The organism is Streptomyces armeniacus (assembly GCF_003355155.1).
GTDB classification, from domain to species: Bacteria; Actinomycetota; Actinomycetes; order Streptomycetales; family Streptomycetaceae; genus Streptomyces; species Streptomyces armeniacus.
This window is the reverse complement of the sequence record NZ_CP031320.1, coordinates 2,951,596-2,967,328: the sequence shown is the minus strand read 5'-3', so window position 1 is coordinate 2,967,328 and position 15,733 is coordinate 2,951,596. Positions and strand designations below refer to the sequence as shown.

16 protein-coding genes are annotated in these 15,733 nt (G+C 73.1%); 5 read left to right on the top strand and 11 right to left on the bottom strand.

Annotated features, from left to right (window positions below):
* Positions 1-482: 482 nt before the first annotated feature.
* From DVA86_RS12860 to DVA86_RS12850, 3 genes are read right to left on the bottom strand one after another with little or no spacing between them, the layout of a single operon-like run.
* Positions 483-1,277 (bottom strand): DUF3710 domain-containing protein, encoded by a 795-nt coding sequence (locus DVA86_RS12860; protein WP_208878263.1) that lies wholly within the window; start codon positions 1,275-1,277, stop codon positions 483-485.
* A gap of 1 nt (position 1,278) precedes the next feature.
* Complete coding sequence (gene dut, locus DVA86_RS12855; RefSeq protein ID WP_208878261.1) at positions 1,279-1,812, bottom strand: dUTP diphosphatase; 534 nt, start codon at positions 1,810-1,812, stop codon at positions 1,279-1,281.
* Entirely contained in the window at positions 1,809-2,372 is a 564-nt protein-coding gene (locus DVA86_RS12850; RefSeq protein ID WP_245996530.1) for a PaaI family thioesterase, read from the bottom strand. The genes dut and DVA86_RS12850 overlap by 4 nt, the downstream gene beginning before the upstream one ends.
* 89 nt (positions 2,373-2,461) lie before the next feature.
* On the opposite strand from DVA86_RS12850, the gene DVA86_RS12845 reads away from it, so the two are divergent.
* Positions 2,462-2,920 carry a DUF3093 domain-containing protein gene (locus DVA86_RS12845; protein ID WP_208878259.1) on the top strand — a complete coding sequence of 153 codons (459 nt, stop codon included), beginning with the start codon at positions 2,462-2,464 and terminating at the stop codon, positions 2,918-2,920.
* A gap of 153 nt (positions 2,921-3,073) precedes the next feature.
* Here the strand turns inward: DVA86_RS12845 and DVA86_RS12840 are convergent, their stop codons facing one another.
* The 4 genes from DVA86_RS12840 to DVA86_RS12825 form a co-directional block, all read right to left on the bottom strand.
* A complete protein-coding gene (locus tag DVA86_RS12840; protein WP_245996527.1) occupies positions 3,074-3,952 on the bottom strand; it encodes a hypothetical protein in 879 nt (292 codons plus the stop codon).
* 14 nt (positions 3,953-3,966) lie between these two features.
* Positions 3,967-4,266, bottom strand: coding sequence for a DUF4193 domain-containing protein (locus DVA86_RS12835; protein WP_023528427.1), 300 nt, complete (start codon positions 4,264-4,266; stop codon positions 3,967-3,969).
* Between the two features lie 362 nt (positions 4,267-4,628).
* Complete coding sequence (locus DVA86_RS12830) at positions 4,629-5,873, bottom strand: sensor histidine kinase (RefSeq protein WP_208878257.1); 1,245 nt, start codon at positions 5,871-5,873, stop codon at positions 4,629-4,631.
* A 4-nt stretch (positions 5,874-5,877) separates the two neighbouring features.
* Entirely contained in the window at positions 5,878-6,531 is a 654-nt protein-coding gene (locus tag DVA86_RS12825) for a response regulator transcription factor (protein ID WP_208878255.1), read from the bottom strand.
* Between the two features lie 391 nt (positions 6,532-6,922).
* On the opposite strand from DVA86_RS12825, the gene DVA86_RS12820 reads away from it, so the two are divergent.
* A complete protein-coding gene (locus DVA86_RS12820; RefSeq protein WP_208884653.1) occupies positions 6,923-7,102 on the top strand; it encodes a hypothetical protein in 180 nt (59 codons plus the stop codon).
* Between the two features lie 110 nt (positions 7,103-7,212).
* Here the strand turns inward: DVA86_RS12820 and DVA86_RS12815 are convergent, their stop codons facing one another.
* Together DVA86_RS12815 and DVA86_RS12810 are read right to left on the bottom strand one after the other, a co-directional pair.
* On the bottom strand, positions 7,213-8,016 hold the full coding sequence (locus DVA86_RS12815) for an inositol monophosphatase family protein (RefSeq protein WP_208884651.1): 804 nt from the start codon (positions 8,014-8,016) through the stop codon (positions 7,213-7,215).
* Positions 8,017-8,164: 148 nt separating this feature from the next.
* Entirely contained in the window at positions 8,165-9,277 is a 1,113-nt protein-coding gene (locus DVA86_RS12810; protein ID WP_208878254.1) for a ferrochelatase, read from the bottom strand.
* Between the two features lie 117 nt (positions 9,278-9,394).
* On the opposite strand from DVA86_RS12810, the gene DVA86_RS12805 reads away from it, so the two are divergent.
* A complete protein-coding gene (locus DVA86_RS12805; RefSeq protein ID WP_208878253.1) occupies positions 9,395-10,639 on the top strand; it encodes an MFS transporter in 1,245 nt (414 codons plus the stop codon).
* Entirely contained in the window at positions 10,590-11,918 is a 1,329-nt protein-coding gene (locus tag DVA86_RS12800) for a D-arabinono-1,4-lactone oxidase (protein ID WP_208878251.1), read from the top strand. The genes DVA86_RS12805 and DVA86_RS12800 overlap by 50 nt, the downstream gene beginning before the upstream one ends.
* Before the next feature lie 57 nt (positions 11,919-11,975).
* Here the strand turns inward: DVA86_RS12800 and DVA86_RS12795 are convergent, their stop codons facing one another.
* Positions 11,976-13,175: a hypothetical protein gene (locus tag DVA86_RS12795; protein WP_208878250.1), complete on the bottom strand. Its 1,200-nt coding sequence runs from the start codon at positions 13,173-13,175 to the stop codon at positions 11,976-11,978.
* A 428-nt stretch (positions 13,176-13,603) separates the two neighbouring features.
* On the opposite strand from DVA86_RS12795, the gene sepH reads away from it, so the two are divergent.
* Entirely contained in the window at positions 13,604-14,716 is a 1,113-nt protein-coding gene (gene sepH, locus DVA86_RS12790; RefSeq protein ID WP_208878248.1) for a septation protein SepH, read from the top strand.
* A gap of 124 nt (positions 14,717-14,840) precedes the next feature.
* On the opposite strand, the gene DVA86_RS12785 is transcribed toward sepH, so the two are convergent.
* The gene (locus DVA86_RS12785; protein ID WP_208878247.1) at positions 14,841-15,671 is read right to left on the bottom strand and encodes a sulfurtransferase; all 831 of its coding nucleotides are present in this window, start codon (positions 15,669-15,671) and stop codon (positions 14,841-14,843) included.
* Between the last annotated feature and the right edge of the window lie 62 nt (positions 15,672-15,733).

Genomic DNA, 15,733 nt, shown 5'->3' with positions numbered 1-15,733 from the left:
GTCTGCCTGGAAAAACAAAAAAACGCTCTCTGTAGTCAGAGGAGGATGGGAAACGAGGTGCGTGTAGGGTATGTAGGGGGGTGAGGAGGGCTCGGCGGGGGGGGGAGTGGAGGGGCGTGCGTGGGTACGGCGGTGAGGAAGGGGGGGACACGGCGGCGGGCTGACGGAGGGGGGGGATGCGGGAAGTAGCGGACCGGGTAGGGGAGTTGGGGGGGGGGCGGGGTCAGGAGCGGGGACGGGTGCGAGGAGGCGGTGGGCGGGGCAGCGCGGCCGGTGAGGCGTGTGGGACTCCGCGCGTGGGGGACGGTCTCGGGTTACGGAACCGCCCCTCCCCGCCCCGGCGCCGCCCCTGACGCCTTCCATACGGCCACCGCCCGCCCGCGGACCGCACCCGTAGCGGTGGACCCGTCGCACACACGGAAAGAGCCCCGTGCTCCGGCGGCTGCCGGGGCACGGGGCTCACCCGCGAACTCGAACTGCGGTCAGCGGACCTCGGTGATCTCCGGGCCGCGCTGGAGCTTGTCGATGCCGCCCGCGAAGCGCGAGCCCTCCTCGACGGACTCCTGCTGGACGCCGTCCGGCACCATCTGCGCGTCGTCGGGGAGCTTCAGCGTGATCGGGTCGCGGGGGGCCATCGGCCCGTCGCCGCGCACGATCACCGTGTCGCGGAAGATCTGCTCCAGCAGCCCCGCCGCCTCCGGCTGGACCGCGCCCTGCCCGGAGATCACCCCGCGCAGGAACCAGCGCGGCCCGTCCACGCCCACGAAGCGGACGACCTGCACGCCGTGCTTGCCGTCCGGCAGCTGTACGGGGACCTGCGCGCGCAGCTCCCAGCCGAGCGGGCCCTCGACCTCGTCGATCACACCGCCCTGCTTGGTGATCCCGGCCGCGACCTCCGCGCGTACCTCTTCCCAGATGCCCTCGCGCCGCGGCGCGGCGAACGCCTGCAGCTGGACGGCGCTGTCCTGCAGCACGATCGTGGCGGCGACGATCGCGTCGCCCGCGACCTCCACCCGCAGCTCCATGCCCTCCACGCCCGGCACGTACAGCCCGCCGAGGTCGACCCGGCCGGTGCTCGGGTCGCTCACCTCGCTGATGTCCCAGGGCCCGTCGGGGCGCGGCGCCGGCGGCAGCTTCACGCGGGTCGCCTCGGCGTCGGACACCTCGTCCTCGGCGGAGCCGTCGGCCTCCGGCTCCTCGTTATCGGACCCTTCCGTCTCGAACTCGTCCGAGGCGCCCTCAGGCTCTTCGCTCTTCTTACGACGACGTCCGAACACGTCACTGTCCTCTCAGATCGGAGTCCTGGTCAGAACCGACCGCAACGAAATCATTCTGCCGTCCCGAGGGACGGTCCGCGTGGCCCCCCGTCGAACCGAAGCCCCCCGCGGCCCGCGCCGAGCCGGGCAGCTCCGCCACCTCGTGGAAGCGCACCTTCTCGACCTGCTGGACGACGAGTTGGGCGATCCGGTCGAACCGCTCGAACCGCACGGTCTCGCGCGGATCGAGATTCACCACGATCACCTTGATCTCCCCACGGTACCCGGCGTCCACCGTTCCGGGCGCATTCACCATGGAGACGCCGCACCGGGCCGCCAGCCCGGAACGGGGGTGCACGAAGGCCGCGTACCCGTCCGGCAGCGCGATCGCCAGCCCGGTCGGCAGCACGGCCCGCTCACCAGGCGCCAGCTCGGCGGCCTCGGTGGTCACGAGGTCGCACCCGGCGTCGCCGGGGTGCGCGTACGCGGGCACCGGCACCTCGGGATCGAGGCGCCGCAGGAGTACGTCGACGGGAGCGCGTACGGGATCGGTCACGGGTTCACCTCGAACGCCCGCGCCCGCCTGACCTGGTCCGGGTCCGCCATGGCTGCCTTGATCTCCTCTTCGCGCCCGTTGTTGATGAAATGCTCGACCTTCACCTCGATGAAGACCGCGTCCGCGCGCACGGCGACCTCGCCGTCCGGGCCGCCGATACGGCCGGTGCCGCTGCAGTAGATCTTGCGCCCCTCGCGCCCCGTCGCCCGGGCGTCCAGATGGAGCGTCGTGCCCACGGGTACGGGGCGTACGAAATCCGTCTCCAGCCGGCCCGTCACGGCGATCACGTGCATCAGCCAGTTGAGCGAGCCGAGCGTCTCGTCCAGCGCGGTCGTCAGCACGCCGCCGTGCGCCAGCCCCGGGGCGCCCTGGTGCGCCTCCTTCACCGTGAACTCGGCGGAGACGGTGACGCCTTCACCGGCCCGCGCCTCCAGCTGCAGGCCGTACGGCTGCCCGGCGCCACAGCCGAAGCACTGTTCGTAGTGGGCGCCCAGGGTCTCGCCGGGGGCGGGGGCGTCGGGGTGGCGGGCCGGGATGGCCGCGCCGGGCGGTGGCGTCATGGAGGTTCGGGGTCGTTCGGCAGCACTCACGTGTGCAGACCTTACCGCCGAGTCCGACGGGCGGTCGCGGCCGTGCCAAGCTTGGCACCATGCAGCCATACGACGAACGCCTCACGGCACCCCGTTCCTGGTGGCTGGTGGCCGCACTGGCCGGGGTCGCGCTCGGGCTGATCCTGCTGCCGCTGGGCACCCTGCCCATGCTCGGCGGGCTGGTGGCGGGCGCCGCGCTGGCGGCGGTCGCGGTGAGCGCGTACGGCTCCGTACGGGTCCGGGTGGTGGCCGGGTCGCTCGTCGCGGGCGACGCCCGCATCCCGGTGTCGGCACTCGGCGAGGCCGACGCGCTGAACGCGGACGAGGCGCGCGCCTGGCGCACGTACAAGGCGGACCCGCGCGCGCACATGGTGCTGCGGGGGTACATCCCGACGGCCGTACGGGTCCGGGTCACGGACCCGGAGGACCCGACGCCGTACATCTACGTCTCCACGCGCGAGCCGGACCGCCTCGTGGCGGCCTTGGCGGCGGCCCGCTCCGCCGAACGCGACAACTGACCGCCGTACCGGCACCCCTCCGGCCGCCGCGGCTAACAGCCGTACCGGCACCCCTTCCGGCCGCCGCGGCGCTCCACCCGTACGGCGGGAGTCCGGCCGCACAGGGAGCCGCGTGCATGCGCGCGTGGGGCTAGGCCGCGGACGCGGGCAAGGTCAGGAAGGGGCGGGTGGGAGCGCGTCCGGGGGGTCGCCGGGCGCGGCGATCCCGCGCGCCGGCAGCGCGTCCCACGGCACCTGCGTCTTCCGCAGGTCCTCGCGGACACGGCGGGCGAGCCGCGCCGTGTCGTGGCTGTTCATGACGGCGCCCACCGCCGCGCCCACCATGAACGGCGCGAGGTTCGGCAGGTTCCGTACGGTGCGCTTCGTGATCTGCTGGCGCAGCTCGCGCTTCAGCTGCCCGCCGAGGGCGGCGTTCAGCGTGGTGGGCTTCGTGAGGTTGATCCCCCGCTGGGTGGTCCACGCCGTGAGGTACGCCGCCGAGCGCTGGGACACCGTGCCGGGCGCGCGGCGCCCGTACACCTCGTGGAGCTCCGCGATGAGCTTCAGCTCGACCGACGCGACCCCGACCAGTTCGGCGGCCAGCTCGGCCGGCATCGCGGGCGGCACGGGCATCATCGCCGCCGCGCCGACCCCCGCTCCCACCGTCGCGGATCCCTTGGTCGCGGCCGAGACGAGGCGGTCGGCGATCTCTTCGGGCCCCAGGCCCGGGAACTGCCGCCGCAGCGTCTCCAGCTCGCGGACGGGGATCCGCGGAGCGGTCTCGATGACGCGGTCCGTGACGACGCCCAGGAAGGCGCGGACCCTGCCGCGCCCCTCGCCGTCGTCCGTGCCGGCGGCGTCCCTGCCGCCGGCATCCGCGCCACTGTCATCCGTACCGGCGGCATCCTTGCCGCCGTCGTCCCTGCCGTCGTCGCGGAGCCGGCGCAGCCGCCGCGGGCGGCGCAGGCCGCGGCCGCGTACGGGGACGGGTGCGAGCGAGGCGCCCTGCTCGGGCTCGCCTCGCTCCGCATCACGTGCGTCGTCCGCCGCCACAGTCCGGCGTCCGGTCAGGCCGCGCAGTCGCGGCAGATCGGGTGGCCGTTCTTCTCCGCTGCGAGCTGCGACCGGTGGTGCACCAGGAAGCAGCTCATGCACGTGAACTCGTCCGCCTGGCGCGGCAGCACCCGCACGGACAGTTCTTCGTTGGAGAGGTCGGCGCCAGGCAGTTCGAGGCCCTCGGCCTGCTCGAACTCGTCGACGTCGACATTGGAGGCGGACTTGTCGTTCCGCCTGGCCTTCAGCTCCTCGATGCTGTCCTCGTTGACATCATCGTCGGTCTTGCGTGGGGTGTCGTAGTCCGTTGCCATGTCTCTCTCCCCCTCTGGGTTTCTGTGGTGTCTCAGCGCACGTAACGCGTGAGAGGCCGAGCTTGTGCCCGACCTGAGGCGGAGATTTTGCCTCACATCAAGGTCTGTTACTCAATCGACACCCAACCGCACCCCTGAAGAGGTGAGGGGCGGACTGTCGATCTCGATCGTGAACGGTCTGAATGTCGCACTTTGTGCACGCCACTCCGTGGTGTGCCCACGATCAGCAGCTGCGGAAACCTGGACTTTCCCGGATTTCTTCCCGATCCGTGCTCACGGAGGGTGGATGTCCGGAAAACCACGTGTGTGATCCCTCACAACTGCACGGCGCCTCCCGGGGCTCGCAACCAGCGAGGATGATCTCAGACGGGCAGGACCACTCGCACCACGAGGCCGCCGTCCTCCCGCGGCTCCGCGTTGACCGTGCCTCCGTGTGCCCGTGCCACGGACCGCACGATCGAGAGCCCCAGCCCGACGCCCTTGTCGCTGCCGGTGCGCTCCGTGCGTAGACGCCGGAACGGCTCGAAGAGGTTGTCCACCTCGTACGCCGGAACCGCCGGCCCCGTGTTCTCCACCACCAGCACGGCACGCCCCTGCTGTGCCTCCGTGCTCACCGCGACCCATCCGCCCTCCCGGAGGTTGTAGCGCGTGGCGTTCTGTACGAGATTCAGCGCGACGCGCTCCAGCAGTACGCCGTTGCCCTGTACGTACGCGGGCTGGCGTACTCCGCGCAAGTCGATGCCCTTGGTCTCGGCCTCGCCCCTGGTCTGCTCGATGGCCTGGGAGGCGACCTCGGCCAGGTCCACGGGCTTGCGGTCGACGATCTCGTTCTCGCTCCGGGCCAGCAGCAGCAGGCCCTCCACGAGCTGTTCGCTGCGCTCGTTCGTGGCCAGCAGCGTCTTCCCCAGGTGCTGCACCTCGGGGGCGGCGTCGGGGTCGGCGAGCTGCACCTCGAGCAGGGTGCGGTTGATGGCCAGTGGGGTGCGCAGCTCGTGCGAGGCGTTGGCGACGAACCGCTGCTGGGCGGTGAACGCACGGTCGAGCCGGTCCAGCATCTCGTCGAAGGTGTCCGAGAGCTCCTTGAGCTCGTCGTCCGGGCCTTCCAGCTCGATCCGCTTGTGCAGGTCCGAGCCGGCGACCTGGCGCGCCGTACGCGTGATGCGGCCCAGCGGCGAGAGCACCCGCCCGGCCATCACGTAGCCGAACGCGAAGGCCGCCACGGCCAGCCCCAGCAACGCCAGCAGCGAGCTGCGCAGCAGCCGGTCGAGGGCGACGGCGCGCTGCGCGTCGGTGCACTCGCCGAGGCGCTCCATGAACACCTCGCTCGGCATCGTGCCGGTCAGCCCGGGGCACGAGTCGGAGGTCAGCTCGGCGTTCGCGTTGAGCACCCGGAACGGCAGCGAGCTGCCCTCGTGCAGGGCCTGCGCCGCCAGCAGATAGATGATCGTGAGCAGCACCATGCCCGCGATCAGGAACATGCCGCCGTAGAGCAGCGTGAGCCGTATCCGGATGGTCGGGCGCAGCCAGGGGTACGGGCGCGACGGCTCGCGTGGGTCCCAGGTGGGCTTGGGTGGTGCGGAGGAGGGCTGCGCGGGGGGTGCGGACATGGGCTCAGATCCGGTAGCCGGCGCCGGGCACGGTGACGATGACGGGCGGCTCGCCGAGCTTGCGGCGGAGCGTCATCACGGTGACCCGTACGACGTTGGTGAACGGGTCGGTGTTCTCGTCCCAGGCCTTCTCCAGCAGCTGCTCGGCGGAGACGACGGTGCCGTCGTTCCGCAGGAGCACCTCCAGCACCGCGAACTCCTTGGGCGCGAGCTGGATCTGCCGCCCGTCCCGGAACACCTCGCGGCGGTTCGGGTCGAGCTTGATCCCGGCGCGCGCCAGCACGGGCGGCAGCGCGGTGGTCGTACGGCGGCCCAGGGCCCGCACGCGGGCGGTCAGCTCGCTGAACGCGAAGGGCTTGGGGAGGTAGTCGTCCGCGCCGATCTCCAGGCCCTCCACGCGGTCGCTGACGTCTCCGGACGCGGTGAGCATCAGCACCCGCGTCGGCAGGCCCAGCTCGACGATCTTCCGGCACACGTCGTCACCGTGCACGAGCGGAAGGTCACGGTCGAGGACGACGACGTCGTAGTCGTTGACGTCGATGCGCTCCTGGGCGGCCGCGCCGTCGTAGACCACATCGACGGCCATGGCCTCGCGGCGGAGGCCGGTCGCCACGGCATCGGCGAGCAGCTGCTCGTCCTCGACGACGAGTACGCGCACGACAGGTGTCCTTCCTTCGGTACGGAGACGGTGCGGAGAGGCGGTGCGGAGAGGCGGTGCCATCGCTCCCCATCCTGCCCCCAACGCGGGTAAACCGGCAGTAAGACCGCCGGGGAGAACGCCTGCACAGAGCGGCGCGGACGGCTCCCCGCGCCCCTCCGGCGCCGCCCGCGGGCCGCTCCCGGCAAACCGCACCGGGACTCACGGAATTTTCGGCGGTGTTGAGGTTTCTCTGAGGATTCAGGTGGGGAGGACGGTTGCACACCCCAGATCACGCCTTGCCCGGCGGCAAGCCGACCCGGCTGCCGACCTCCGCGGGGATCACGCCGTGATCTTTGTACGTACCCTCGGCACACCCCCGTGCCACCGACCCATGACGAGGGGGCGCACCATGGACGCGTTCACCGCAGGCATCCTGCACCGTATAGAGACGACCGAGTCCGACCTGATGCAGGCTCGCGAGTCGGGCGACGACTTCCTCGTGGACGTCGAGCAGGCCGAGCTGGAGGACCTGCGTCGGCTGGCGGCCGAGCACGGTGTGGATGTGGGGGCCACGAAATCGCCCTGCTGACGCCCTGAGCCGCCGGCCGGACCCGGTCCGGTCCCGTTCTGCTCCGCTAAAGCGAAGATCCGCGACACACGCGACGCCCTGGCCCCGGGACACACCACGTGTCCCGGGGTTCAGTCGTGCCACGCGCCGAGCGCGTCCAGCAGCGGCTGCAGCTCGGCGAAGACGCCGGGCGACGCGACGACGGCGAGGTCCCGGTTCAGCGGCTCGCCCGGACGCCCGCCGGTGAGCGCGCCCGCCTCGCGGGCGACGAGCGCGCCGGCGGCGTAGTCCCAGGCGTTCAGGCCGCGCTCGTAGAAGCCGTCCAGCCGTCCGGCGCCGACGTCGCACAGGTCGAGGGCGGCGGAGCCGGAGCGGCGGATGTCGCGGACCCGGGGGATGAGCTGGCGGGCGACGTCGGCCTGGGCGGTACGGCACTCCAGCACGTAGTTGAAGCCGGTGCCGACGAGCGCCTCGTCCAGCTCGGGTGACGGGCGGCAGTGGATCGGCTTGGCGTTCAGGAACGCGCCGTGCCCGAGGACGGCGCGGTACGTCTCGCCCCTGCTGGGCACCTCGACGACGCCGACGACGGTCTCGCCCTCGTACTCGGCGGCGATGGAGATGGCCCAGCTCGGCAGCCCGTAGAGGTAGTTGACGGTGCCGTCGATCGGGTCGATGACCCAGCGGACGCCGCTCTCACCGGCGCCGGACGACCCGGCGGACCGGCTGCCCTCCTCCGCGAGGAACGTGTCGTCGGGCCGGTGCTCGGCCAGGAAGCCGGTGATCAGCTTCTCGGCCGAGATGTCCATCTCCGTGACGACGTCGATCGGGCTGGACTTGGTCGCGGCCACTCCCAGGTCGTCGGGGCGGCCCTCGCGCAGGAAGACGCCGGCGCGGTGGGCGGCGTCCAGGGCGAGCTCGAGGAGGTCGGCCTTCAACTGGTCAAGCCGGTCGGGGGCGGGCTGGTCTGGCTGGTCTGACTGGTCTGGCTGGTCTGGCTGGTCGTTCACGGTGCTCCTTGGTGGGGCGTGTGGGTGCGCGCGCGGGACCGGGCCGCGGGCGCGCGCACGGGGTCAGCGCACGGGCTCAGGCGAACGGGCTGTCCGCGCCCGCCGCCGCGGGCCGCGCCACGCGCGCCGCGCAGCAGCCGGCCGGGCACACGTCGTGGCTCGGCCCGAGCGTGCCCAGCGCGCGGCGCCGCGGCGACTCCCCGCGCTCGGCGGCGGCGCGCTCCAGCGTCAGCTCCCGTACGGCCGCGGCGAACCGCGGGTCGGCGCCGACGGTGGCCGAGCGTACGGCCGGCAGCCCCAGCTCGTCGGCCTTCGCGCGCGCCTCGGTGTCGAGGTCGTACAGCACCTCCATGTGGTCCGAGACGAAGCCGATCGGCACCAGTACGGCGGCCGGGGCGTCCGCCCGGTGCAGCGCCTCCAGGTGGTCGCAGACGTCCGGTTCGAGCCAGGGGACGTGCGGGGGGCCGCTGCGCGACTGGTAGACGAGCTGCCAGGGGCGTTCCACGCCGGTGGCCTCCCGTACGGCGTCGGCGACCAGCCGGGCCGCCTCCAGGTGCTGGGCGACGTACGCGCCGCCGCGCGGGCCCGACGCGTCGGCCGCCTCGTCCGGGATGGAGTGGGTGGTGAACACGAGGTGCGCGCCGTCCCGTACGGCGGCGGGCAGTTCGTCCAGGGAGGCGATCACGCCGTCGGCCACGGGGCCGAGGAAGCCGGGGTGGTTGAAGAAGTGCCGGAGCTTGTCGACGCGCGGCGGCTCCAGGCCCTCGGCCACGAGCGCCGCCAGCGACTCGGCGAGGTTCTCGCGGTACTGGCGGCAGCCCGAGTACGAGGCGTACGCGCTGGTGGCCAGCACCAGGACGCGGCGCCGCCCGTCGCGGGTGATCTCGCGCAGGACGTCGGTGAGGTACGGCGCCCAGTTCCGGTTGCCCCAGTACACCGGCAGGTCGAGGCCGCTGCCGGCGAAGTCCTTGCGGAGGGCGTCCAGCAGGGCGCGGTTCTGCGCGTTGATGGGGCTGACGCCGCCGAACAGGAAGTAGTGCTGCCCGACCTCCTCGAGGCGCTCGCGCGGGATGCCCCGCCCTCGGGTCACGTTCTCCAGGAAGGGGACGACGTCGTCGGGTCCCTCGGGGCCGCCGAACGACAGCAGCAGCAGGGCGTCGTACGGGCGGGCGTCAAGCGCGTCGGACATGTCACCGATCCTGCCATCCGGGGGCGGGGAACGCCGGACCGCCTCCCGGCCGTAGTCTGTGCGGCGCTATGAGATTCCTTACCTGACCGAGTGGCCCGATCTTCAGGACGGTGCGCCGTGCTCAGCTCCTACCGTGCGGTCTTCGCCGCCCCCGGCAGCGCGAAGTTCTCCGCGGCCGGATTCCTCGGGCGGCTGCTGCAGGGAATGCTGATCGTCGGCGTCGTCGCGATGGTGTCGCAGGCCACCGGACGTTACGGGCTGGCGGGCGCGCTGGCCGCCACCGTGGCGCTGTCCGTCGCCGTGTGCAGTCCGCAGATCGCCCGGCTCGTCGACCGGCACGGGCAGCGCAGGGTGCTGCGCCCGGCCATGCTGGTCTCGGTGACCGGGGTCGCCGGTCTGACCCTGGCCGTACGGCAGGACGCGCCGGACTGGCTGCTGTTCGTCTTCGCGGCCGCGTCCGGTTGCGCTCCCGGCGTCGGTGCGATGGTGCGGGCTCGCTGGGCCGCGATCTACGACGGGGAGCCGCGCCTGCTGCACTCGGCGTTCGCCCTCGAATCCGTCGTGGACGAGATCAACTACATGGTGGGGCCGGTTCTTTCGATCTGGCTGTGCACCGTGTGGTTCCCGGAGGCGGGACCGGTCGTGGCCGCCGGGTTCCTGCTGGCGGGCGTGCTGTGGCTGAGTTCGCAGCACGCCACGGAGCCGGCCCCGCACCCGCGCGGGCAGCACGCGGGCGGCTCGGCGCTGCGTACACCGGGGCTGTGGCTGCTGGCCGCCGTGTACGTGTTCACCGGGAGCATTTTCGGTTCCGTCGACGTGGTGACCGTCGCGTTCGCCGAGGAGGAGGGGCACAAGAGCGTCGCGGGCCTCATGCTCGCTGTCTACGCCATGGGATCAGTCCTGGCAGGCGTCGTCTACGGGCTGCTGCACGTGTCCGCGCCCCTCCCACGCCGGTGGCTCGTGGGGATCTGCGCGATGGCCCTGAGTATGATCCCCCTCCAACTGGCCGGAAACCTGCCCTGGATGGCGGTGGCGCTCTTCATCGCGGGCCTCACCGTCGCTCCGACGATGGTCACCACCGTCGGCCTGGTCGAGCGGCTCGTGCCGCGTGCCAGCCTGACCGAGGGCATGACGTGGCTGAGTACGGGACTCTCCGTCGGGATCGCGCTCGGCTCGGCCGTCGCCGGGTGGGGGGTCGACACCTTCGGGGCGGGGCAGGCGTACCGGGTGCCCGGCGCCGCCGGGGCGCTCGCGGCGGTAGTCGCGTTCCTCGGATACCGGCGGCTGCGGCCGCGGACTAGTGGAGGGGTACATGAACGGGCTGACGGCGCGGACGACGAGGAACGGACCGACGTGGCGTAACTGGGCGGGCAACGTCGGCACCCGCCCCCTGCGCACCGTCGCGCCGTCCTCCACCGCCGCGCTGGCGGAGGCCGTACGCCGGGCCGCCGAGGACGGGCTGAACGTCAAACCGGTCGGCGCGGGGCACTCGTTCACCTCCGTGGCCGCCACGTCCGGGGTCCTGCTGCGGCCTGAACGGCTGTGCGGCATACGGGAGATCGACCGCGAGCGCGGCACGGTCACGGTCGCCGCGGGCACGCCCCTGAAGCAGCTCAACGAGGTACTCGCGGGCGAGGGCCTGTCCCTCGCGAACATGGGCGACATCATGGCGCAGACCGTCTCCGGCGCTGTCAGCACCGGCACCCACGGGACGGGGCGCGAGACGGCGTCGATCGCGGCGCAGATCCGCGGGCTGGAACTGGTCCTCGCCGACGGCTCGGTGCTGCGCTGCTCGGCGGACGAGCACCCTGAGGTGTTCACGGCGGCGCGGATCGGTCTCGGGGCGCTGGGTGTGATCAGCGAGATCACGTTCGCGGTGGAGCCGGTGTTCCTGCTGACCGCCCGCGAGGAGCCGATGCGGTTCGACCGGGTCACGGCCGAGTTCGATCAGCTGGCGGCGGAGAACGAGCACTTCGAGTTCTACTGGTTCCCGCACACCGACGGCTGCAGCACGAAGCGGAACAACCGCAGTGCGGGACCGGCCGCGCCGCTCCCCCGCGTACGCGGCTGGGTGGACGACGAGCTGCTGTCCAACGGGGTGTTCCAGGCGGCGTGCGCCCTGGGCAAGGCCGCCCCCGGCACGGTGCCCGCGATCGCGAAGCTGTCCAGCCGGGCGCTGTCCGCCCGTACGTACACGGACATCCCGTACCGCGTGTTCACCAGCCCGCGGCGGGTGCGCTTCGTGGAGATGGAGTACGCGCTGCCGCGCGCGGCGGCCATGGACGCGCTGCGGGCGCTCAAGACGATGGTGGACCGCTCCCGGCACCGCGTGAGCTTCCCGGTGGAGATACGGGTCGCGCCGGCCGACGACATCCCGCTGTCCACCGCGCAGGGGCGGGACACGGCGTACATCGCCGTGCACACGTACCGCGGCACGCCGCACGAGGCGTACTTCACGGCGGCCGAGCGGATCATGACGGCGCACGGCGGGCGCCCGCACTGGGGCAAGCTGCACTCGCGCGACGCGGCGTATCTGGCGGGCGTCTACCCGCGGTTCGCGGAATTCACGAAGCTCCGCGACCGGCTGGACCCGGAACGGGTCTTCGCGAACGACTACCTGCGGCGCGTGCTGGGCGACTGAACTCGGGGCGCCCCCGGGGGCGCCAGGGGGCGTGCGGCGCACGGTGGTTGACCCGGGTCACCCGCCCGTGGTGATCCCGTTCGGGCCGGTCCCCTCGCCGTCCGGCTGCGTGCCGGAGGTGCCGGTCGGTGCCGGGGTCGGGGTGGCGGTGCCGTCCTGCGCTCCGCCGGACCGGCCGTCGCCGTCCGGGTCGTCCGCGTCGTCCTGGCCGCCGGGGGCGGAGGGTGCGGGCGCGGGGCGGCGGTCGGTGCCGGAGCCGTCTCCCTGTGTGCCGTCGGTGGAGCCGCCGTCCGGAGCGCCGTCCGATTCGCCGCCGGTGCCGCCGGACCGCCGGTCGTCCGGTGCCTGTGACGCGCCGTCCCCGTCGGAGGAGCCGGACGGGCCGGACGGAGCGGGCGAGCCGGGCGGGCCGGACGGGTTCCGGTCGGGGCGGTCGCCCTGCTTGTCGCCGCCGAAGGCGCGCCCGATGGTCGTACCCCCCTTGTCGTCCCCGTGCCACCAGCCGGACAGCGACGAGTCGGTGACCAGCTCGAGGCCGGTCACGGCGCCCATGGCGAGGGCGAACACGCCGCCCGCGAGCGCCAGCCGCGTGCGCAGCCGCCGGCCGCGGCGCCCGTGCGCGGTGGCGGCGCCGTAGCCGCCCGCGCGGGTGTGATCTTCGTCGCCCTCCGGTCCGTACGGTCCGGGCGCGGGCAGGGCGGGCATCGCTCGCGTACGGGCGGGCTGCGGTTCGCCGGATACGCGCAGCAGCCGGGTGGGCCGGTCCTCTTCCTGGGCGGCGGCGAGCGGCACGGTGGGGAGCGCACGGGAGAAGTCGGCCTCCGTGCCGGGCTGCCGGGACAGCGCGAGCGTCGCGTCCGGCGCGGCGTCGCGGTGCGGCGCGGCGTCACGGTGCGGCCCGGACGGCAGTCGGCCCCGCGTCAGCGCCTGGGTTGCCTCCTCGGGCCGCGCCGGCGTCCGGGCAGCGGCGGACGCGGGCTCCCCGTCCCGGCGGGGCACCCGGCGCGGCAGCGGCTTCGCGACCTCGCGCAGCTGCTCGCCTGTGCGTTTGAACACATGCTGGTACACGGCGCCGCCCGTCGTGGCGACCACGCTCACGACTCCGGCGCCGATGATCGTGCCGTACACGCTGAGCCCGGAGGCGAGCACCGCGCCCGTCACCGCCGCCGCGGCGCTGCCCGCTACCTGTGGAACGTTCAGATCAATCCGCTTTCCTTCGGACTTGTCTGAAACAGATCCTTTGTCTTTCTCTTCCATCTCCCGCCTCTGGTCGCACATTTCAACCACCGTGCACCCTTACGAGACAGTTGGAGAGGTAGGAAAGTTCCGATTGTGGGGTTTCTGTGAATTAACCCACGCCCCGGCAGCGGTCGATGAGGCCCCGCGGAGCCCAACAACCGGGCCCTCGGGCAAGTTCGGCGGCGCGCCGATCCACCCCTGATGGCACGAATGGAGTAGTGTGACGAGCCCTGGCCTCGACCCCAACCCGACTACGCAGCTCAGGGTGACCACCTTCACCGTGAGTGGTAAACAAGTAACCGTGCCATAACGGCGATTCAGGACCTGGACTTGACGCGCCGGGCAAGTCGGCAATGTTGTGGCAAGGCTGCCCCCGGGCAGGCCACACTCGTCTAGCGGGAGCAGCGACGCACGTGACGTCGGCAGGCACCACCCGGGAGGTTCCCATGCCCGAACTGCGTGTCGTGGCCGTCAGCAACGACGGCACACGGCTGGTGCTCAAGGCTGCCGACAGCACGGAATACACCCTTCCGATTGACGAGCGGCTGCGCGCGGCCGTCCGGAACGACCGTGCCCGGCTCGGCCAGATCGAGATCGAGGTGGAGAGCCACCTCCGGCCCCGGGACATCCAGGCCCGCATCCGGGCCGGTGCCTCGGCCGAGGAGGTCGCACAGCTCGCGGGCATTCCCGTGGAGCGGGTGCGCCGCTTCGAGGGGCCGGTGCTGGCGGAGCGGGCGTTCATGGCGGAGCGTGCCCGGAAGACTCCGGTGCGCCGCCCCGGTGAGAACACCGGCCCGCAGCTGGGCGAGGCGGTCGCCGAGCGGCTGCTGCTGCGCGGCGCCGACAAGGACACCGCGCACTGGGACTCCTGGCGCCGGGACGACGGCACGTGGGAGGTCCTCCTCGCCTACGAGGTCGCGGGCGAGCCGCACTCCGCGAGCTGGACGTACGACCCGCCGCGCCGGCTCGTACAGGCCGTCGGCGACGAGGCGCGGTCGCTCATCGGCGAGACGGACGACACCCCGGAGCCGAGCTTCCCGTTCGTGCCCCGGATCGCCCGCCTGCCGCGGGACCGCAGCGACAGGGGCGAGCGGAGCGACCGCGCGGAGCGGGGCGACAGGGGCGACCGTACGGAGCGGGCCGAGCTCGAGCCGTCACCGTCGTCCGAGGGCGACGGCGAGAGCGGTTCCGACTCGCTGACCAGCCTGCTGGAGGCGGTGCCCAACTTCCGGGGCGACATGATCGTTCCGGAGCAGCCGGCGGCTTCCGCGCCCACGCAGCCCCCTCCCCCGCCGCCGGAGGCCCCGCCGGAGAGCGAGCAGCCGGCGGCCGAGGAGCCCGAGGACGAGGACGAGGCGGTCGATCCGCCGGCACCGGCGGCAAGCGCCGGATCGGCGTACGCGGACGTGCTCATGCCGCGCTCGGTGGGCGCGCACCGCGAACGGCTGACGGGCAACACCGACCGTCAGGCGGAGGCGGACGGCGTGCGTCCGGGGCGCCGCGCGGCGGTGCCCAGCTGGGACGAGATCGTCTTCGGCACGCGCCGGAAGAAGGACTGATCGGTCGCGGCGGGACGGGGCGGCGCCCCGCCCCGCCATGCGCCGTCCCGGTCCCGCCGTGCGTCGTCACACGGCCTGCCGCCGTCCCGTACGGGGTGCGGCCGGCGTGCGCGTGGCGGCCCGGTCAGCCGGGCGCGGGGCCCGTGGCGACCGTACGGTCCGGGTCGGCCGACCACTCGCTCCAGGAGCCGACATAGAGTCCCGCGTCGATGCCGGCCAGCTCCAGGGCGAGCACCTGGTGTGCGGCGGACACTCCGGAGCCGCAGTAGACGCCGACCTCGGTGCCCTCCGCCGCACCGAGTTCCCGGAAGCGCGCGGCCAGTTCGGCGGCGGGCCGGAAGGTGCCCGTTTCGGTGACGTTCTCCGTCGTGGGGGCGTTGACCGCGCCGGGGATGTGCCCGGCCACGGGGTCGATGGGCTCGGTCTCCCCGCGGTAGCGCTCCGGGGCGCGCGCGTCCAGGAGCAGGCCGCGGCGGGCGAGCGCGGCGGCGTCGTCCGCGCCGAGCAGCCCGCGTACGCCCGGCTCCGGTACGAAGTCGCCCTCGGCGGGCGCCGGTACGTCGGTGGTGAGCGGGCCGTCCCAGGCCGCGAGACCGCCGTCCAGCACCCTCACCGAGGGGTGGCCGGTCCGGCGCAGCAGCCACCAGGCGCGGGCCGCGGCCCAGCCCTGCCCGCCGTCGTAGACCACCACCTCGCGGTCCCGCGAGACGCCGGCGCGGCGCATCGCCGCACCGAAGGTGTCCAGGTCGGGCAGCGGGTGGCGGCCCGTGCCGGCTCCGGCGGGGCCGGCCAGTTCGGTCTCGAGGTCGACGTGGACCGCGCCGGGCAGGTGTCCGGCGGCGTAGTCCTCGCGTCCGGGCGGGCCGCCCAGCCGCCACTGGGTATCGAGCAGGACGGGCGACACCGGACCCGCCAGCTCGCTCGCGAGTTCGGATACGGAGATGATGGCTGTCATGTCCCCCATCCTCGCGCAGCCGCTTCCGGAGACGTGCGCCGCACCGCACCGCCGTACCGGAA

Coding starts and splice junctions, on each gene's coding strand:
- DVA86_RS12800 (WP_208878251.1), top strand. CDS start 10,590: ATGAACGGGCTGACGGCGCGGACGACGAGGAACGGACCGACGTGGCGT.
- DVA86_RS12830 (WP_208878257.1), bottom strand. CDS start 5,873: ATGTCCGCACCCCCCGCGCAGCCCTCCTCCGCACCACCCAAGCCCACC.
- DVA86_RS12785 (WP_208878247.1), bottom strand. CDS start 15,671: ATGACAGCCATCATCTCCGTATCCGAACTCGCGAGCGAGCTGGCGGGT.
- DVA86_RS12820 (WP_208884653.1), top strand. CDS start 6,923: ATGGACGCGTTCACCGCAGGCATCCTGCACCGTATAGAGACGACCGAG.
- DVA86_RS12835 (WP_023528427.1), bottom strand. CDS start 4,266: ATGGCAACGGACTACGACACCCCACGCAAGACCGACGATGATGTCAAC.
- DVA86_RS12795 (WP_208878250.1), bottom strand. CDS start 13,175: ATGGAAGAGAAAGACAAAGGATCTGTTTCAGACAAGTCCGAAGGAAAG.
- DVA86_RS12850 (WP_245996530.1), bottom strand. CDS start 2,372: ATGACGCCACCGCCCGGCGCGGCCATCCCGGCCCGCCACCCCGACGCC.
- sepH (WP_208878248.1), top strand. CDS start 13,604: ATGCCCGAACTGCGTGTCGTGGCCGTCAGCAACGACGGCACACGGCTG.
- DVA86_RS12845 (WP_208878259.1), top strand. CDS start 2,462: ATGCAGCCATACGACGAACGCCTCACGGCACCCCGTTCCTGGTGGCTG.
- DVA86_RS12810 (WP_208878254.1), bottom strand. CDS start 9,277: ATGTCCGACGCGCTTGACGCCCGCCCGTACGACGCCCTGCTGCTGCTG.